The sequence below is a fragment of the Nesterenkonia sedimenti genome (genome assembly GCF_012641515.1).
GTDB classification, from domain to species: Bacteria; Actinomycetota; Actinomycetes; order Actinomycetales; family Micrococcaceae; genus Nesterenkonia; species Nesterenkonia sedimenti.
This window is the reverse complement of the sequence record NZ_JABAHY010000003.1, coordinates 161,243-178,824: the sequence shown is the minus strand read 5'-3', so window position 1 is coordinate 178,824 and position 17,582 is coordinate 161,243. Positions and strand designations below refer to the sequence as shown.

General features: G+C 63.5%; 19 protein-coding genes and 1 riboswitch. Of the genes, 14 read left to right on the top strand and 5 right to left on the bottom strand.

All coding sequences use genetic code 11. The annotated features are described in order from the left end of the window. Positions 1–6: 6 nt before the first annotated feature. Positions 7–432: a DUF3151 domain-containing protein gene (locus tag HGQ17_RS05200; protein WP_168886913.1), complete on the top strand. Its 426-nt coding sequence runs from the start codon at positions 7–9 to the stop codon at positions 430–432. Continuing rightward, positions 432–1,088, top strand: a complete 657-nt coding sequence (locus HGQ17_RS05195) for a thymidine kinase (protein ID WP_168886912.1) — start codon at positions 432–434, stop codon at positions 1,086–1,088. Before HGQ17_RS05200 ends, HGQ17_RS05195 begins: the two co-directional genes overlap by 1 nt. Here HGQ17_RS05195 and HGQ17_RS05190 read toward each other — a convergent pair. Beyond that, positions 1,085–2,008: a hypothetical protein gene (locus HGQ17_RS05190; RefSeq protein WP_168886911.1), complete on the bottom strand. Its 924-nt coding sequence runs from the start codon at positions 2,006–2,008 to the stop codon at positions 1,085–1,087. The genes HGQ17_RS05195 and HGQ17_RS05190 overlap by 4 nt on opposite strands. A 126-nt stretch (positions 2,009–2,134) precedes the next feature. Between HGQ17_RS05190 and HGQ17_RS05185 the strand changes: the two genes are divergently transcribed. The 4 genes from HGQ17_RS05185 to HGQ17_RS05170 all read left to right on the top strand — a co-directional run bounded on the left by HGQ17_RS05185 (position 2,135) and on the right by HGQ17_RS05170 (position 5,343). After that, positions 2,135–3,421 carry an adenylosuccinate synthase gene (locus HGQ17_RS05185; RefSeq protein WP_168886910.1) on the top strand — a complete coding sequence of 429 codons (1,287 nt, stop codon included), beginning with the start codon at positions 2,135–2,137 and terminating at the stop codon, positions 3,419–3,421. Positions 3,422–3,681: 260 nt separating this feature from the next. Further along, on the top strand, positions 3,682–4,236 hold the full coding sequence (locus HGQ17_RS05180; protein ID WP_168886909.1) for a sensor histidine kinase: 555 nt from the start codon (positions 3,682–3,684) through the stop codon (positions 4,234–4,236). Beyond that, positions 4,233–4,775 (top strand): response regulator transcription factor, encoded by a 543-nt coding sequence (locus HGQ17_RS05175; RefSeq protein ID WP_168886908.1) that lies wholly within the window; start codon positions 4,233–4,235, stop codon positions 4,773–4,775. The genes HGQ17_RS05180 and HGQ17_RS05175 overlap by 4 nt, the downstream gene beginning before the upstream one ends. Further along, complete coding sequence (locus HGQ17_RS05170; protein ID WP_168886907.1) at positions 4,744–5,343, top strand: class I SAM-dependent methyltransferase; 600 nt, start codon at positions 4,744–4,746, stop codon at positions 5,341–5,343. Before HGQ17_RS05175 ends, HGQ17_RS05170 begins: the two co-directional genes overlap by 32 nt. A 106-nt stretch (positions 5,344–5,449) precedes the next feature. On the opposite strand, the gene HGQ17_RS05165 is transcribed toward HGQ17_RS05170, so the two are convergent. Next, complete coding sequence (locus HGQ17_RS05165; protein ID WP_168886906.1) at positions 5,450–6,892, bottom strand: sugar porter family MFS transporter; 1,443 nt, start codon at positions 6,890–6,892, stop codon at positions 5,450–5,452. A gap of 196 nt (positions 6,893–7,088) precedes the next feature. Here HGQ17_RS05165 and HGQ17_RS05160 point away from each other — a divergent pair, with 196 nt between their 5' ends. Then, positions 7,089–7,229: a hypothetical protein gene (locus HGQ17_RS05160; protein WP_168886905.1), complete on the top strand. Its 141-nt coding sequence runs from the start codon at positions 7,089–7,091 to the stop codon at positions 7,227–7,229. Here HGQ17_RS05160 and HGQ17_RS05155 read toward each other — a convergent pair. Continuing rightward, the gene (locus tag HGQ17_RS05155) at positions 7,213–7,704 is read right to left on the bottom strand and encodes a flavin reductase family protein (RefSeq protein ID WP_324615192.1); all 492 of its coding nucleotides are present in this window, start codon (positions 7,702–7,704) and stop codon (positions 7,213–7,215) included. The genes HGQ17_RS05160 and HGQ17_RS05155 overlap by 17 nt on opposite strands. A gap of 40 nt (positions 7,705–7,744) precedes the next feature. Then, positions 7,745–7,844: riboswitch (SAM riboswitch) on the bottom strand. Between the two features lie 85 nt (positions 7,845–7,929). On the opposite strand from HGQ17_RS05155, the gene HGQ17_RS05150 reads away from it, so the two are divergent. Together HGQ17_RS05150 and HGQ17_RS05145 are read left to right on the top strand one after the other, a co-directional pair. Next, positions 7,930–8,712 carry a hypothetical protein gene (locus HGQ17_RS05150; RefSeq protein ID WP_168886903.1) on the top strand — a complete coding sequence of 261 codons (783 nt, stop codon included), beginning with the start codon at positions 7,930–7,932 and terminating at the stop codon, positions 8,710–8,712. Positions 8,713–8,747: 35 nt separating this feature from the next. After that, positions 8,748–9,968, top strand: coding sequence for a hypothetical protein (locus HGQ17_RS05145; RefSeq protein ID WP_168886902.1), 1,221 nt, complete (start codon positions 8,748–8,750; stop codon positions 9,966–9,968). A gap of 11 nt (positions 9,969–9,979) precedes the next feature. Here HGQ17_RS05145 and HGQ17_RS05140 read toward each other — a convergent pair whose 3' ends face one another. After that, positions 9,980–10,420 carry a hypothetical protein gene (locus tag HGQ17_RS05140; RefSeq protein WP_168886901.1) on the bottom strand — a complete coding sequence of 147 codons (441 nt, stop codon included), beginning with the start codon at positions 10,418–10,420 and terminating at the stop codon, positions 9,980–9,982. A 179-nt stretch (positions 10,421–10,599) separates the two neighbouring features. Between HGQ17_RS05140 and HGQ17_RS05135 the strand changes: the two genes are divergently transcribed. Continuing rightward, positions 10,600–11,997, top strand: coding sequence for an aspartate aminotransferase family protein (locus HGQ17_RS05135; protein ID WP_168886900.1), 1,398 nt, complete (start codon positions 10,600–10,602; stop codon positions 11,995–11,997). Between the two features lies 1 nt (position 11,998). On the opposite strand, the gene HGQ17_RS05130 is transcribed toward HGQ17_RS05135, so the two are convergent. After that, on the bottom strand, positions 11,999–13,195 hold the full coding sequence (locus HGQ17_RS05130; RefSeq protein ID WP_168886899.1) for an MFS transporter: 1,197 nt from the start codon (positions 13,193–13,195) through the stop codon (positions 11,999–12,001). Positions 13,196–13,442: 247 nt separating this feature from the next. Between HGQ17_RS05130 and HGQ17_RS05125 the strand changes: the two genes are divergently transcribed. Genes HGQ17_RS05125 through HGQ17_RS05110 form a run of 4 tightly spaced genes read left to right on the top strand, consistent with a single transcriptional unit; the run spans position 13,443 to position 17,516 of the window. Further along, positions 13,443–14,669, top strand: coding sequence for an ABC transporter substrate-binding protein (locus HGQ17_RS05125; RefSeq protein WP_168886898.1), 1,227 nt, complete (start codon positions 13,443–13,445; stop codon positions 14,667–14,669). Further along, positions 14,669–15,796 carry an ABC transporter ATP-binding protein gene (locus tag HGQ17_RS05120; protein ID WP_168886897.1) on the top strand — a complete coding sequence of 376 codons (1,128 nt, stop codon included), beginning with the start codon at positions 14,669–14,671 and terminating at the stop codon, positions 15,794–15,796. The genes HGQ17_RS05125 and HGQ17_RS05120 overlap by 1 nt, the downstream gene beginning before the upstream one ends. Continuing rightward, positions 15,796–16,701 (top strand): ABC transporter permease, encoded by a 906-nt coding sequence (locus tag HGQ17_RS05115; protein ID WP_168886896.1) that lies wholly within the window; start codon positions 15,796–15,798, stop codon positions 16,699–16,701. Before HGQ17_RS05120 ends, HGQ17_RS05115 begins: the two co-directional genes overlap by 1 nt. After that, a complete protein-coding gene (locus HGQ17_RS05110; protein WP_168886895.1) occupies positions 16,701–17,516 on the top strand; it encodes an ABC transporter permease in 816 nt (271 codons plus the stop codon). The genes HGQ17_RS05115 and HGQ17_RS05110 overlap by 1 nt, the downstream gene beginning before the upstream one ends. The last annotated feature ends 66 nt before the right edge of the window (positions 17,517–17,582 follow it).

The window sequence follows — 17,582 nt, the reverse complement described above, 5'->3', positions numbered from 1 at the left end:
ACTTGCATGAGTATGGTTGGCCGAAACCTGATGGAGCCCGATCCCACACTGCTGCCCGCTGAACCGGAGGTTACTGAATCTCTGGCCGCCGGCGAGGAGCCGGTGGATCTGGCCGCTAAACACCCCACGTCATCCCTGGTCTGGGCGCTCCTTGCTGAGGAGGCTCTGGACTCCGGTTACACCGTGGAGGGTTACGCCTACGCCCGGGTCGGCTACCACCGCGGACTCGACGCCCTGCGCCAGAACGGCTGGAAGGGCGCTGGCCCAGTGCCCTGGTCCCATGAGCCCAACCGCGGGTTCCTGCGCGCACTGGCAGCCCTGGGACAGGCCGCAGCCGCCATCGGAGAGACCGGCGAAGTTCAGCGGATCACCACCTTCCTGGCCGACTGTGACGCATCCGCCCCAGAGCAGATCCGCACACTGCGGGGCTGATGGCCAAGCTCTACTTCCGCTACGGGGCAATGAACTCCGGCAAATCCACCGGACTGCTCCAAGCTGCCTTCAACTACGAGGAACGCGATCAACGGGTGCTGCTGGCCAAACCCGCAGTGGACACCAAGGGCAATGATGAGATCGTCTCCCGGCTCGGTGTCACCCGCCGGGCTGATTTCGTGATCCCGCCGCAGGCTGAACTGCGGGATCTGTACCACCGCCACGCCACCGCAGATCCGGCCGGCACCCTGTTGGAGGATCTCGAAACTCATGACGACGCCGAGGCTGCTTCCACCAGAGTCAAGCCGGTGGCCTGCCTCCTGGTGGATGAGGCCCAGTTTCTGACCCCGGAGCAGGTTGATGACCTCCTGCGGATTGCTGTCCTCGATGGTGTCCCGGTGCTGGCCTACGGGATCCGCACTGACTTCCGCACCAAGGCCTTCCCGGGATCGGCTCGGCTGATGGATCTCGCCCACTCCCTGGAGGAGCTGAAGACCATCTGCCGCTGTGGGCGCAAAGCGGTGTTCAACACCCGCAGGCAGGGTGATGCGATCATCTTTGACGGCGACCAGGTCGCCATCGACGGCGCAGATGTCTGGTACGAATCTCTCTGCGCGGCCTGCTACCTCGAGGCCAGCGGCGGGCGCCTCGGTTAGTCAGCCACCCAGGCCACCGGGTTGCGCAGACCCTCCCCGGCGACGTCGTCGTGATGTTCCGGCAGTGAGAGGTCACTGCTGATGATCCCGTACTTCTGAGCGAAGGCATCGACCTCCTCCAAGCTCAGCGGATCGGGCAGCTCCCGGTGCTCACCAGCTGACTTCATTGCCTCCTGATACCGGAAAGCCGCCCCGGTGTCCACGGGGTAGGCCTCGCGGTCCACACCGATGACCTCGCCGCGGCCCCGGGCATACCAATCCCGGTACAGCTCGGCGATGACAGCCGAGGCGTCCTGGGGCTCATTCTGAAACAGTCGACGCCGGCCCCAGCCCTGCTGACCCGCCAGACGCTCAATACCCTCCCCCAGGGCGAGGTCAAAGCCCCATTCCCCATCGGGAGTCCGGCCAGTGGCCTCCGGGGCCGTCCACTGCTGGTACTCCGAGCCCTCGGCGGCCAAGAATTCACGCACCCGCTGGCTGCCGGAGACATACTTCTGCTCGGGCAGCCCGCCGAGGCAGCCGAACTGAAAGAAGCTGCGGCCATCACTGGCGCCGGTGCCGGTGTGGGTGCTTCGCCAGGTCCGGGTGTTCTCCAGAGTGATGACGGTTCCGCCCTCAGCGAGGTGGTCCCGTAGGAACTCCTCGTAGACCGGGCCCAGGGCCTTCCGCTTGAGCCGGAAGAAGGCAGCACCGGAGACCGCCCCGATCACCACCGCCGGGTACTTGGTGGGGGAGCCGTCGTCGTTCTCTCTGTACTCATCAACGACCCACTGATCGATGGCATCCACATCGATCTCGGAGATCTTCTTCTGCGGTAGTGCCTCACTGCGCCCAGCGATCTGGAAAGCCTTCTTCCGTGCGCCTTCCGGTGGGGCTGTGGCCAATTTCGCCAGGGTCGGGGAACTGGGGCCGGTTCCCATGGCGGGATGGCCGCCGCCCTGCCGGAACCCGGCGACCTGGAGGGCCGCCGGATTCCGGCTCAGCCGAAGCGGGCAAGCGTTGGTAGACTCACTGAGGCTTAACACTCGCTTGGAAGGACTTCTCCTATGCCAGCCATTGTCATCGTCGGTGCCCAGTGGGGCGACGAGGGGAAGGGCAAGGCCACCGATCTGCTCGGCTCCCGGGTCGACTATGTGGTCAAGCCCAACGGCGGCAATAACGCCGGACATACAGTCGTTGTCGGCGGGGAGAAATTCGAGCTGAAATTGCTGCCGGCCGGGATCCTCTCGCCCAATGCGACCCCGGTGATCGGCAACGGCGTGGTGGTCAACCTCGAGGCGCTCTTCGAGGAGATCGACGGCCTGGAGGCCCGCGGGGCGGATACCTCCCGGCTGCGGATCAGCGCCAACGCTCACCTGGTGGCGCCCTACCACCAGACCATGGATAAGGTCACCGAACGGTTCCTGGGCAAGCGTGCCATCGGCACCACCGGGCGCGGCATCGGGCCCACCTATATGGATAAGGTTGGCCGGCTGGGAATTCGGGTGCAGGACATCTTCGATGAGTCCATCCTGCGCCAGAAGATCGAAGGCGCCCTGCGGCAGAAGAACGAACTGCTGGTCAAGCTCTACAACCGCCGGCACATCACAGTCGATGAGATCGCCGAGTACTTCCTGGCCTATGTGGACCGGCTGCGGCCGATGGTCGTGGACTCCACGATCCTGCTCAATGACGCCCTGGACCGCGGGGATGTGGTGCTCATGGAGGGTGGCCAGGCCACCTACCTCGACGTCGACCACGGCACCTACCCCTTTGTGACCTCCTCGAACCCCACCGCAGGCGGTGCCTCGGTGGGCTCGGGTATCGGTCCGACGCGGATCAACCGGTCGATCGGCATCATCAAGGCCTACACCACGCGTGTGGGTGCCGGCCCGTTCCCCACTGAGCTTGAGGACAAATGGGGTGAGTACCTGCAGAAGACCGGCGGTGAGTTCGGGGTCAACACCGGCCGTCCGCGCCGCTGTGGCTGGTATGACGCCCTGATGGCCCGCTACGCCACCCGCGTCAATGGGTTCACCGACTACTTCCTGACCAAGCTGGATGTGCTCACCGGTATCGAGGAGATCCCGGTGTGCACCGGTTATGAGATCGACGGCGAGCTCTACCGTGAGATGCCGATGACTCAGACCGAGTTCCACCATGCAGTGCCGGTTTACGACACCTTCCCCGGCTGGGAAGAGGACATCACCGGCTGCCGGAGCCTGGAGGATCTGCCCCCGAATGCCCGGGACTACGTGTTGGCCCTCGAGGAGCTCTCCGGCACCCGGTTCTCCGCCATCGGTGTCGGCCCCGGCCGCGACCAAGTCATCCAGGTCCGCGACCTCATCAACTGATGGTGGGAGGCCGAAGCGGCCCCTCACCATCAGCAGGCTGCACTCGGCGGCCTACATGAACCAATTCGAGACCCAGTCGCCGAAGAAGCCGAAGAGCACACCCCAGGCAATGATCGAGACGGTCATCCAAGCGATTACATTGCCGAGCTTCACGCCCATGCCGCAAGTTACCGCCGAATGAACCGGACCACGGTGATCAGCACCTTGGTGACCGTTATCCCCGTGGGACTGTTGCTGGTAGCTGTACGAGCCCAGCACTGGTGGGAGGCCGTGGTCGTCGGTGGGGGCCTATTGATCGCCGCAGCGGTGTCGCTCTGGCGGAGAAGCTGATCGACTCTGATCCTGACCGTGCCAGCGAGGAGCTCCGCGAAGTTCACGAACTGGTCGGCAGTACCATCACTGAGACCAAGGAGCTGGCCTATGCCCAGCGTCGGCTGAACCTCACCTCGGAGCTGGAGAACGCCAAGAATCTCTTTGAGGCCGGGGGTATTGCCGTCGAGGTGCAGCGGGAGACAGAGGGGCAGGCCGAGGCCAGCCCCCATAACGAACTGTTGGGACAGGTGCTGCGCGAGGCGACGACCAATATCCTGCGGCATGCCCAGTCCACCAGAGTGCGAATCCGACTTTCCGAGCAATGGATCAGTATCACCAATGATGGCGCTGACTCCCACGCTCAGGGAAAGCCACAGCTACGGGGTCTGGAGAACCTTCGGCAGCGCGTCACCGACAGCGGAGGGAGGCTGAGGGTCGAAAGTGATCAGGGGAGGTTTCTCACCGAGGCCAGCTTCGCCCCTGATGGGGGAGCGGTGCGATGATCTCTATTGTGCTGGCCGATGATGAGGCTCTGCTCCGCAAGGCACTGTCTGCCCTGCTGCCCCTCGAGGGCGAGATCACTGTGCTGGCGGAGGCGCAGGACGGTCGCGAAGCCCTGGAGGCGGTACGGCACCACCAGCCTGATGTGCTGGTCATCGACCTCGAAATGCCGGGCACCGATGGATTGGAAGCCCTCGGCCAGTTGCAGAAGGAAAACCCGGACCAGGTCGTGCTCATGCTGACCAGGCATGCCAGGCCCGGGGTGCTGCGCAGGGCGTTGAAACTGGGAGTGCGCGGATTCGTCAGCAAATCTGCCGAGCCCACACATATTGCGGAGGTCATCCAAGCACTTCACGAGGGTAGGCGGTGGATAGATCCGGATGTCTCCGCACTTGCCGTCGTCGACGACTGCCCGCTGACCGAACGCGAGATCGATGTCCTGCGGGAGACCTCGCAGGGGTACTCAGTTGCTGATATTTCGGCGAGGATTCATTCCAAGGGAGTGGCCGATGGCTGGTCGCGGCAAAAGGTGGAACCATAACCTGCACTATCACCGGCTTGTCCTTAACGGTGTTCCCCCGCAAGCTCTCTCCGCGCTCGACGTCGGGTGTGGAAACGGCCTTCTCGCAGAAGAGCTGCGTCAGAGTATCCCTGAAGTGATCGGCATCGATAGTGATGAGGGTGTCCTGGACAAGGCTCGTGAGCTCACTGACCAGGTGAACTGGGTTAAAGCCGATGTCATGACATATCCCTTTGGCCGCGAGTTCGATGTCGTCGCCTCTGTAGCCACCGTGCATCACATCCCCAACCTGGAAGCGGCACTATCGCGTTTGGCAGCACTGACCCGCCCCGGAGGTGTATTGATCATCGTAGGGATGGCACAGGGGAACGGGATAAAAGACGCCCTCTTCAGTCTCGCCGGGGCGATGCAGCATCGGCGGCTGGCGCGGAAGTACGGAGTGTGGGACCACTCAGCTCCGACAGTCTGGCCCCCACCACATGATTACAGGACCGTGCGACGTACTGCTGAGGCCGTACTGCCTCATGTGAAATGGAAAAAGCTGTTGCTGTGGCGGTACGCCCTCATCTGGCGTCGTCCTCACCACTGAGGCAGGCCGCCGCTGGAAGTTCGACCTGGACTGGACCAGACAGCAGTGGGGGGCGCCTCACTGGTTGGTGAAGCGCCCCCACTGAGGAATAGTGCCTAGGCCGGCGTCAGTCGCGCTGGTGGCCGACCTCCTGCATATCCTCCAGCTCGCGGCCCTTGGTCTCCGGAACCCAGCGGAGCACGAAGATCAGGGACAGGAACGCTGAGAACGCATAGAAGCCGTAGGCGAAGACCAGCGACAGGCCAGCCATCTCCGGGAACAGCATCGAGATCAGGAAGTTTGCCGCCCAGTTCGCCGCAGCTGTGACGCCCAGAGCCACCGCACGCACCCGGTTGGGGAACATCTCGCCCAGCAGCACCCACATGAAGGGGCCCCAGGTCGCGGCGAAGAAGATGACGAAGACATTGGCAGAGACCAGCGCAATATAGGACCAGGGATCCGGCAGGGTCACAACCTCCTCGCCGGCCCGCTCAATCACAGTGGCCTGTGAGAATGCAATGGTCATCATGCCCAGGCCCACAGCCATACCGGCCGAGCCCACAGCCAGCGGAATCCGGCGACCCACCTTATCCACAATGATGATGCCGATGACCGTACCCAGAATATTCACTGCAGTAGTGATCACCTGGATCAGGAAGGCCTGCTCCTCGGCCAAGCCCACCGCCATCCACAGAGTATTGGAGTAGTAGAAGATCACGTTGATGCCCACGAACTGCTGGAACACCGCAAGGCCCAGACCCACCCACAGGATCGGCATAATCTTGCCGCTGACCACAAGGTCGCGCAGCTTCTGGCGGGCCTCCACATTGATGGTCTGACGGATCTCGCGGATCTTCTCCGAGATCGCACTGTCCTGGGTCAGGCCCACCACAGAGCGCAGCACCGAGGCGGCCTGCTCATCGCGGCCACGCGAGACCAGATACCGCGGGGACTCCGGAATAGACAGAGCCAGCAGGCCGTAGATCAGAGCCGGCAGGGCCTCCATGATGAACATCCAGCGCCAGGCATCCACACCCAGCCACAGGGGAGAACCGGCAGAACCGGCGAGGTTGGCGATGAAAGCGTTCGACAGTGCCGCGGAGAAGATACCCACCACAATGGCCATCTGCCACAGCGAGCCCATTCGGCCGCGCATATTTGCAGGGGAGACCTCAGCAATATAGGCCGGGGCGATCACCGATGCCATACCCACACCGATACCGCCGAGCACACGCCAGACCGTGAGGTCGATAACCCCCACAGCCAGACCCGAACCGATGGCGGAGGCGAAGAAGAACGACGCCGCAACCAACATCGCCCGCTGGCGCCCGATCCGGTCGGAGATGCTGCCGCCCAACCAGGCGCCGATCATGCAGCCCAGAAGAGCGGAGGAGACCACGAAACCGGTCACCAGCCCGCTGAGCGCAAACTCGGTCTCGATGGAATCCACCGCACCATTGATCACGGCAGTGTCGAAACCGAAGAGGAAACCGCCGAAGGCGGCCACAATGACAACCCAGGCAACAGTGCCCACGGCGGGGTCCTGCATGCGGGCAGCAGGTGAGCTCATGATGAAGAAGTCCTTTTGTGCTGAGAATAAGAGCCTGACCTCGCTCATCTGAGCCAAGGCCGGGATAGATTATGCGCGGTCACGTCGCCCAACACAATTCCGGCGGGTCAGAGCACTCTGAAGCGGCAGAACCGCCTCCTGAAGCCGCACAGCAACCATCCAGAGACCAGAGAGCCGCCAGGAAAGCAGCGATGCGTTGTGGGAAGAGGGCAAGCAGGTCTTCGAGTCCGAGGATCTGACCGGATTCCACCATGAAGCCTTCATCGAATACGGTGGCTTCCAGCCCAATTCGGTGATCATGCGTGTGGAGGACACACGGACTAGGGCAGAGGTGTGAAGCTGCTGCGGTGGAAGACCAGACCGGGAACCGTCTCATCCACTCCCAGATCCAGAAGTTCCAGAACCACGATGTCGTGGTCCCCGGCGGTGAACTCGTTATACACCCGGGTTTTCAGCCACAGGGGAGCATGATCGAGGACCAGAGAGCCGTCGTCGTCGGCGGTGTAAGCCACCCCCGCGAAGCGCTGGGTCCGATCCTTACCCGCAATCTGACGGGCCAGGGGGCCGCCCTCTGACCCCAGCAGTGAAACCCCCAGATGGGTGGCACCATCCCGAAGGCGCGGCCAGGTCGAGGAGCTGTGCTGAACCGCAAAGGTCACCAGCGGCGGCTCCAGGGAAACCCCCGCAGTGAAAGTTGAGGCGACCAGCGCCTCCGGGGCGCCGTCAACCTCAGCACCCACAATCACCACCGGCTGGGGGACCTGCGCAAAGGCAGCCCGCAGGCTCAGCGGTTCCAGTGCTGAAGTGCTCACATCAGGCCTCGTCAGTGTGGCAGTGGCTGAACTCATAACGCTCCCATCGGTCCTGGCGTTAGCACCCGGCAGAACGACTCGGCACCCCCGGGTTGCTGCGGCGTCAACAAGCCAGATCTCTCGGCCGCTCGGGATGGACTCTCCCCACGCTACGCCGCACCGATTAGGCCCAGCAAGGGCGATGTCACATTTCGAGATATTCAATCCAGCTATCCTTGAGGAGCTATGCCCACCGAAGACGCCCCTGTTGCGGAGACTCCTGAAGAGCAGCCCCTGACGCCGGCCGCCCTTGCCGCTGAACTGCGCAGTCTGCAGCAGCAGGCTCCAGCCCGACCCCAGCCACTGCCGACCTCGGCCGCGCTGCTGGGCCGGGCCCTGTCCACCCGACGGATCACCACACGGAAGGTCACCGAGGGACGCTGGGTCTTCGAATTCGCAGGTACGGTCATCGGCGGCTACTCCACCATCCGGCGGCCCGGACAGGAGGAGGACAGCCAGGGCGGAGTCACCACCCTGGTGCCGGCCCACGCCCGGCGGGTACTGGATGACCCGGCAGCAGCCTGGGCCCATCTGGATCTGATGGAAATCCCCCATGCCAATGCCGGAGCCTCAGCCGAGGACCCCGCGCAGCCGATGCTTCCCTTCGAAGTCAACCCCGGAAAAGGCCCCGCCGGAGAACTGAAACTCCAGGCCTACTGTGTAGGCAAAGAGCCCATCAGCGTGCTGGCCGTCCTGCCCGAAGGGGAGAGAACCGTGATTGCCGATGTCACCGCGCACGCCACAGAAGACCTCAAGGACCTCGCCGTGGACGCCATGCGCGCCATCCCCGGACTGATGGCCGCCGGGGTCAATATCCAGGCCCGTGCCTTAGATGCGGCCGAAGGCGCCTTCGTGGTCGGCATCGATGAGACTGCCAGCATTCGGCTGCACCACTATCCACCCCTGGGGCCGGGCCAGCCGGTGGCAGAGGCCCTGGCCGAACAGATCCTCTTCACCGCCGCGTTATAGGCCGATAACCGGTTCCACGCGCTATCCTGACACCCATGCCCGAGCGATACTTCCCGGCCGGCAAGAGGCCCGGCCGCACCCGGCCACAGGCCCCGGCGCCTCCACCGCCGCCGGCCAGGACATCCTCGGCGACCACCAGCGCGCAACCCGCGGTTGCGCAGGGAGCGGCGCAGCAGGTGCCACCACGGGCGAAGGTGAAACTGAGCAAAGAAGCCTCGGCCACCGAACGGTTCATCGCCGAATACGTTGAGCCGCAGTACGATCAGCTGCGGAAATGGTCATCCACCCTCTCCCACGCCGACCTCCTGCAACGGGCAGCGCGGCGTAAACGGATGACCCTGAAGAAGATCACCGAATCCAACCAGCTGTTCTTCCTCTCCGGAGTCCTAGTCGGCGGTATGGACGGGATCATCACCTCACTGGTCAGCCACCAGGCACGCAGGGTCTCCCGATCTAAGGCGATGACCAAGCGCTATCTGAACTCCGCGGAGATCCCTACCCCCAAGGGCAAGGCGATCAACCCCACCGACTTCGCCCGAGCGGTGAAATACATGAAGTCCCTGGGCAAAGAGGTCACGGTCAAGCCCTCCTCAGGGCGTGCGGCCAAAGGCATCACCGTCAATGTCACCCGGGAGTCGGAACTGCGGGCCGCCTGGCAGGCAGCAATGGCCGCCCGATCGGCCACCAGTGACTCCCGCTACCTCATCGTTCTGGAGGAATACGCCCCCGGACTGGATGTGCGCTGCTATGTAGTCGGCGGCGAGGTCGTCGGCGCGGTGGCGCGGTTGCCGCTCTACATCGTCGGCGACGGGGTCACCAGTGTCGGTGCGCTGGCCGATGCCGAACTGGCGCGGCGGAAGAACAGCGAATACCTCAAAGCCCGGCAGTCGGAGATCACCGATGGGTTCCTCTCCGCTGTGGGACTGACCCGCGCGACGGTACTGCCCGAAGGCCAGCTGCAGCCGCTGACCCCCATTGCCGACACCACCCGAGGAGGCGGCATCGCCGTCGATGTCCTCGATGAACTCAGCGAGGAGCTCAGAGAACTCGCCGTCGAGGGGCTCTGGGCAATCCCCGGGCTGGGGGCAGCCGCCGTGGACCTCCTGGTCCCGGACCTGACCACCCCAGAGGGCGCAGTGGTCCTGGAGGTTAACCCCTACGCCAACATCATGCAGTTCCACTACCCCAGCTACGGGCAGCCGCGGAAGATCAATGACGCGGTGATGGAGGAAATCCTGGAACGCGCCTCCCGGTAGGCAAGCGGAGCTTAGGGCTTCGCCCCGCCCTCATTGGCCCAGTCAGTGCCCTTACGCTCAGTGGACTGACCGGGATCGGAGATCACATCCCCGTTATAGGTCGTCTTAGTCTGCGGGGCCCGGAACTCCTCAGCCTTCTCGGCAACGGTCTCCTCGGCCTCATCGACGACATCGGCAACCTTCTCCTCGGCGTCGTCGGCCTTCTCCGCAGCCTTCTTCAGAGAGTCCGATGCCACCGAGGCGGCCTTCTTCGCACTCTCGGCCACATCATGGCTGACCTTGGTGGCCGTATCCGAGGCCTTGGCCACGAAGTCCTGGACATCTTCACGCTCCCAGGTCTGCTGTGCAGTCTGCTTTGCCCGGTCGATGCCGGCGTCGAGCTTTTCCTTACCGGTCTTTGTGCCGAGGAAATAGCCGATGGCAACTCCGGCGCCCAGTGAAACCAGTCCCATGTTGCGCTCCTGTCCTTGATGAAGTGACGTCCTGTCACGTTGAGCCAGTGCTTCAAACCTAACGGGGCCATACCCGCTCTGTCACGGGGGTGATGCCCTGAATCAACCCTGAAAACGCTCTGAAACCACTGAAGGGAGAGCCCCTGACATGGCCCTGATTCCGTCGTATAGTAATTGTCATGACAAACTCAGCTGCGGGGAACCAGAAGGACAGCCGGATCAGCGAAGAACAGATCGCAGCCGGGCGCAAAGCCTATGAACTGGACCGGGCCCATGTCTTCCACTCCTGGTCTGCCCAGGGGTCCCTGGACCCGATGACCGTGCTGGACGCTGAAGGCTCCTGGATCTGGGACGGTGACGGCAATAAGCTGCTGGACCTCACCGGCCAGCTGGTCTTCACCAATGCCGGACATAAGCACCCCAAGATCGTCGCGGCGATCAAAGAGCAGGCCGAGAAACTGCCCACTATCGCCCCACAGCATGTCAACGAGGCCCGCTCCGAGGCCGCAAGGCTGATCACCGGACTCGTGCACGAGAAGCTCAACCACGTCTTCTTCACCAATGGCGGGGCTGATGCCAATGAGCACGCCGTGCGTATGGCCCGGCTGCACACCGGCAAACGCAAAGTCCTCTCCGCCTACCGCTCCTATCACGGCGGCACCCAGCTGGCCGTGAATCTCACCGGCGACCCCCGTCGGATCGCCAATGACGACGACGCCGGGGTCACCCACTTCTTCCCCGCCTACACCTACCGCTCCCATTTCCGTCCCGCCGACGCCCAGGAATGGACCGAAGCCCAGGAGGCCGAGCGCGCCCTGGCCCATCTGCGCGATGTCATCCAGCTAGAGGGCCCCGCCCAGATCGCCGCGCTGATCCTAGAGGCCATCCCCGGCACTGCCGGAATCTACGTGCCCCCGGTGGACTACATCAAGGGCGCCCGCGAACTCTGCGATGAGTTCGGACTGGTGCTGATCATGGATGAGGTCATGGCCGGATTCGGCCGCAGCGGCAAATGGTTCGCCCACCAGCACTTCGGCGTCGAACCGGATCTGGTCACCTTCGCCAAGGGCGTCAACTCCGGATACGTGCCCCTAGGTGGTGTGATCATCAGTGATGAGATCTACGCCAGCTTCACCGACCGGGTCTACCCCGGCGGGCTGACCTACTCCGGCCACCCCCTGGCCGCTGCCGCCGCGGTGGCAACGATCAACGCGATGACCGAAGAGTCCATGGTGGAGAACGCCGCACGGATCGGCGAGGAGATCATCGGCCCCGGCCTGGAGAAGATCAAGGCCAATCACGCCAGCGTCGGCGATGTCCGGGGCGTCGGGGCCTTCTGGGCCATCGAGCTGGTCCGGGACAAAGCCACCCGGGAGCCGTTGGCCCCCTACGGCCAGACCCCGCCGATCATGAACGAGCTGGTCTCCGCGGCCAAGGCCAAGGGAGTGCTGCCGTTTATGAATATGACCCGGCTGCACCTCTGTCCGCCACTGAACGTCACCGAGGATGAGATCCGATTCGGCCTCGAGGTGCTCGATGAGGTGCTCACCCTGGCCGATGAGCATATCGGAGCCTGACTCAGCGCAGCTGTCGGTTCCGGCTGGCCAGATGACCTGAGGTGCCCAAGAGCAGCACGATGCCGACCACACACCACAGCACCGGTGTCCAGGAGTCGGCGGCCTGATACAGGGCACCGGCGGCCAGGGGGCCGCAGGCAGCCAAGAGATACCCGACACCCTGGGCCATCCCAGAAAGCTTGCCGACCTTTTCGATACTGCCTGCCCGCACGGAGACCAGGGTCAGGGCAAGCAGCAGTGACGTACCGGTGGACAGGCCCAGACAGACGGCCCATACCGGCATCAACGACGGCGCAAACATGATCCCCAGAATTGCGGTGAGCATAAAGGCTGTGATCACTGCGGAGAACAGACGCTGATCGGGCATACGCTGAAGCACCGGGCCGATCAGCAGATTCGCCACAACTCCCACTGCCTGGAAGATGCCCAGCCACATACCGGCACTGGCCTCCGGGATGCCATGGGAGGTCTGAATCGCCGGGAACCAGGTCAGCATGATGAAGAAGACTGTGGACTGCAGGCCGAAGAAGGCAGTGACCTGCCAGGCCAGCGGCTGCGACCAAACCGAATTGGGCACGCTGTGCCCACCGGGCAGCGGCACTGACGTGTGCTGATGCCGGTCACTGCGCCTGCTGCGGCGCATCAGCCATGCAGCAATGGCCAGCAGGGTCAGCGCGGCCGGGGCCGCCAGCGTGTTCTCCCAGCCCAGAGTGTCAGCCACCGGAACAGCGACCCCGGAGGCCAGGGCGGCCAGGGCGATCATCACCGAGGTATAGAGCCCGGTCATCACCGCGACCTTATCCGGGAAGTCACGTTTGACCACTGCCGGAACGAGGACGTTGCCCACGCCGATAGCCGCCGCCAGAAGGGCGGTTCCGGCATACAGGGAGATCCAGGTCGGCATCAGAGCCTCGCCATAGGAACGCAGCAGGGTCCCACCGGTGAGAACCAGCAGGGCGGCGAAGATCGTGCGGTCCAGGCCAAGCCTCGTGCCCATCAGATGCACAAAGGGAGAGACGAAGCCGAAAACGAAGATCGGAATCGAACCCAGGGCGCCCAGGGCCAGGGGATTGAACCCGGTATCGACCCCGATCCGCTCCACCAGCGGGCCCACCACGGTGATGACTGAGCGGAGATTTGCCGCCACCAGCAGGACTGTGACAAGCAGCAGAAGCCTGCTGGAGCTGCGCGAAGACATGGATATCAGCTTAGTCTGATTCCGCACTGCGGATGTTCTGCGAAAAAAGCGGCATCTCACCCTTCCAGAACTTCTGAATCTGTCGTATTGTGTGACTCTAACTACGGATCGAGTTTCGTGAATGTAAATTTTTCGCGCAAAACGTGCATTCCAGAGCTTGAAGGAGGTTTACTGGATTTCACGCTCGACCAGCCCTGGGCCATCGCACCGCCACAGGGACCAACGCCTTGAAGGAGCTACGACCATCATGACACCCCGCAGACTCCATAAGCCGCTTCCCGCCGATCCCAGGGTCCGGCGTCTTATCACCTCCCGACTGGCCAGCCGCCGCATCTCCCGGCGCAACCTGCTGGCCGCCGGCGGAGCAGCCGGCCTGCTGGGCACTCTGGCCGCCTGCGGAACCCAGGGCACCGGCACCGGTGGAGGATCAAATGGCGGAGGCAATGGCGACTCCGATGAACTCTTCTGGGCCAACTGGAGCCTCTACCTCGACTACGACGCCGACACCGGCAGCTACCCCACCCTGGACCGCTTCCAGGAGGAGACCGGCATCAACGTCACCTATGCCGAGGACATCGACGGCAACGAGTCTTACTACGGCACCATCCAGGGGCAGCTGGCCCAAGGGCAGAACTTCGGCCAGGACCTCATCTGCTTCACCGACTTCATGGCCGCCCGGCTCATCCAGGACGATCAAACCCAGGAACTTGACCACGGCAATATCCCCAACCTCGGAAATCTGCTGCCCAGCCTCCAGGAGGTCGAATTCGACCCGGGCCGCAACCACACGGTGACCTGGCAGTCCGGTCTCACCGGTATCGCCTGGAATACCGATGCCGTTCCCCAGGGGGTGCACAGTGTCGAGGATCTGCTCACCGACCCCGAACTGCACGGACGGGTTCTGGTCCTCGGCGAGATGCGCGACACCGTCGGGCTGATCATGATGGACCAGGGTGTGGACATCACATCCTTCGACGACGACGATTTCGAAAACGCCCTGGACAAACTCTCCGCGGCGCTCTCCAGCGGACAGATCCGCCAGGTGGAGTCCAGCTATATGGAACACCTCGTCTCCGGTGACGCCCTGGCCTGTATGGCCTGGTCGGGTGATATCACCCAGCTGAACTTCGAAGAAGGCGACCGCTGGGACTTCGCCATCCCCGAGGCCGGAGGCAATCTCTGGTCAGATAACCTCCTGATTCCCTCCGGGGCGGAGAATAAAGCCAATGCCGAGGCCCTGATGAACTTCTACCTCGACCCCGAGGTCGCCGCCGAGGTGGCTGCCTATGTCAACTACGTCTGCCCGGTCGAAGGCGCCCAGGAGGCCATGGAGCAGATCGATCCCGAACTGGCTGAGGATCCGCTGATCTTCCCCACTGACGAGACCCTCTCCAATGTCCAGGTGATCCGCTCCATGGACGTCGAGGAGGAGAACGAACTCCAGAGCCGTTTCCAGTCGGTGATCGGCAACTGATGGCAGCAAGCGGCAAAGATCTGGTCCTAGAAGGCATCACCAAACGCTTCGGGGACTACACAGCAGTCGATGACCTCAGCCTCCATGTCCCCGCCGGTCGGTTCTTCGCCCTGCTGGGGCCCTCCGGATGCGGAAAGTCCACCACCCTGCGGATGATCGCCGGTCTGGAACACCCCACCTCAGGGCGGGTCTACATCGGCGATGAGGATGTCACCGCCACCAAGGCCCATCAGCGTGAGGTCAACACCGTCTTCCAGTCCTATGCGCTCTTCCCGCATCTGAGCATCCTGGAGAATGTGGCCTTCGGACTGAAGCGCAAAAAAGTCCCCGACGCCGTCGAACAGGCCAAAGCCGCCCTGGAGCTGGTGGAGCTGGCGCATCTTGCCCAGCGCAAACCCGCACAGCTCTCCGGCGGCCAGCAGCAGCGGGTCGCCCTGGCCCGAGCAGTGGTCAACCGGCCTCATGTGCTGCTGCTGGATGAGCCACTGGGCGCATTGGATATGAAACTTCGCCGGCAGATGCAGACCGAGCTGAAGACCATCCAGGACGAGGTGGGCGTGACCTTCATCCACGTCACCCACGACCAGGAAGAAGCCATGACCATGGCCGATACCGTCGCGGTGATGAACGCCGGGCGGATCGAGCAGATCGGGCCCCCGGATGAGCTCTATGACCTACCGGCAACAGCCTTCGTAGCTAACTTCCTGGGCAAATCCAATCTCTTCGAAGCAACAGTCACCGAATCCAACGGCGACTGGCTCTCGCTGAGCTTCGCCGGGACCACCACCGGCCTGGCCGCCTCCAGAGCAGTCCAGACCACCGGAACCATCGTGGCCGGGATCCGACCGGAGAAGATCATCGCAGCCCCTGCGGGTCAGCCCCCGGCATCAGCAGGGAGCGGCTGGGCAAAAGTCCCCGGCGGACGGGTCACCTCAGTCTCCTATACCGGTGTCTCCACCGAATACGAGATCGCCGTGCAGGGCCTCGGTGAGTTCACCGTCTTCGCGCAGAATCTGCACAGCACCGGCTTCACCGAAGGGGACCAGGTGGACCTCTGGTGGGAGGAGTCGAACCTCTTCGGCCTGGCCGGAGACGCCGATACCGAGGCCGGCATCGAGGAGGTCTGATGAGTACTGCAGTCCAGACCTCCGCCGAGGAGAAGAGAGCCTGGCGGCTGCGGGGCCGGATGGGCATGCTGCTGGTGCTGCCCGGCTTCCTGTTCATCGTGGTGTTCTTCGCCATCCCGGTCTTCTCCATGCTCTCGATGTCGCTGTACACCCAGCCGGAGGGAGCAGCCACCGGAGTCTTCGAACCGGGACTGAACTTCGGCACCTACAGCGCGATGATGAGCACCTACTGGGACACCTTCATCCGCTCCTTCGGCTTCGCGCTGATCGCTACAGTCGCCGCGCTGATCATCGGCTACCCCATGGCCTATCTGGTCGCCGTGCGACTGCGCGGCCGGCCGCTACTGCAGGGACTGCTACTGGTGGTCATCATCGCCCCCTTCTTCTCCAGCTTCATCCTGCGCGTGCAGTCCTGGCGGTTCATCCTCGCCGATGAGGGATTCGTCGTCTCCACCCTGGAGACCCTGTCGATCCTTCCGGAGGGAACCCGGCTGACCGCCACCCCATTCGCCGTCGTCGCCGGTATGACCTACCTCTATCTGCCACTGATGACCCTGCCGATCTACGCCAACCTCGAACGCATGGACTCCCGGCTCATCGAAGCCGGCGGGGATCTCTACGCCAGCGGCTCACAGACCTTCATGCGGGTGACCCTGCCGCTGTCGATGCCCGGAATTATGGCCGGGACCCTGCTGACCTTCATTCCGGCAGCCGGTGACTATGTCAACGCGGTCATGCTGGGCAATAACGTCAACACCACCATGGTCGGCCAGGTCATCGACTCACGGTTCTTCCAATCCGTGGACTACCCCGGGGCCGCGGCCCTCTCCTCGGTGCTGATGGTGATCATCCTGATCGTGGTGATGGCCTATGTGCGCCGCTTCGGCACCAAGGAGATCGTGTGATGAAACAACTGGCACACCGTATCGATATCAGCCGATGGTTCGTACCCGTCGTCGCCGGTCTGAGCTTCTTCTACCTGCTGGTGCCGATCGTCTACATCCTGATCTACTCCTTCAACGACTCCGGGCGGACCAACCTCACCTGGCGCGGCTTCACGCTGAGCAACTGGCAGAACCCCTGCAGACCCGCCGGGCTCTGCGATGCCTTCATCAACTCCCTGCAGGTGGCCCTGATCGCCACGGTGGTCGCCACCGTGCTGGGCACGATGATCGCCTTCGGCCTGGAGCGGTTCCGGTTCAAATTCGCCGGATCCGCCAACCTGCTGGTCTTCCTGCCGCTGACTGCACCCGAGGTGGTCCTCGGGGCCAGCCTGCTCTCCCAGTTCCTCAACCTCGGGGTGCAGCTGGGGATGACCACCACCGTGCTGAGCCACATCATGTTCTGCATCAGCTTCGTGGTGGTGACCATCCGGGCCCGGATCGCCACCCTGGATCCCAAACTGGAGGAGGCCGCTGCCGATCTCTACGCATCAGCCAGCACCGCATTCTGGAAGGTCACCTTCCCGCTGCTGATCCCCGGGATCGCAGCCGCGGCCCTGCTGAGCTTCGCGATCAGCTTCGATGACTTCATCGTGGCCAACTTCAACTCCGGGTCCTACACCACCCTGCCGCAGTTCATGTACGTCGCCGCTCGCCGCGGAATCCCCGCTGAGGCCAATGTGATCGGCTCCTTCATGTTCCTGCTGGCGGTCAGCCTGGTAGTTGCCGTCCAGGTCTGGCGCTACTGGCGGCGGCGGTCCCTGGAACGCGCCGTCTGAACGCGCCCTGTGCACCCCGCCGGCCGGACCGGAATCCATCAGCCGACCTCAGCGGGTGGTTCCGGT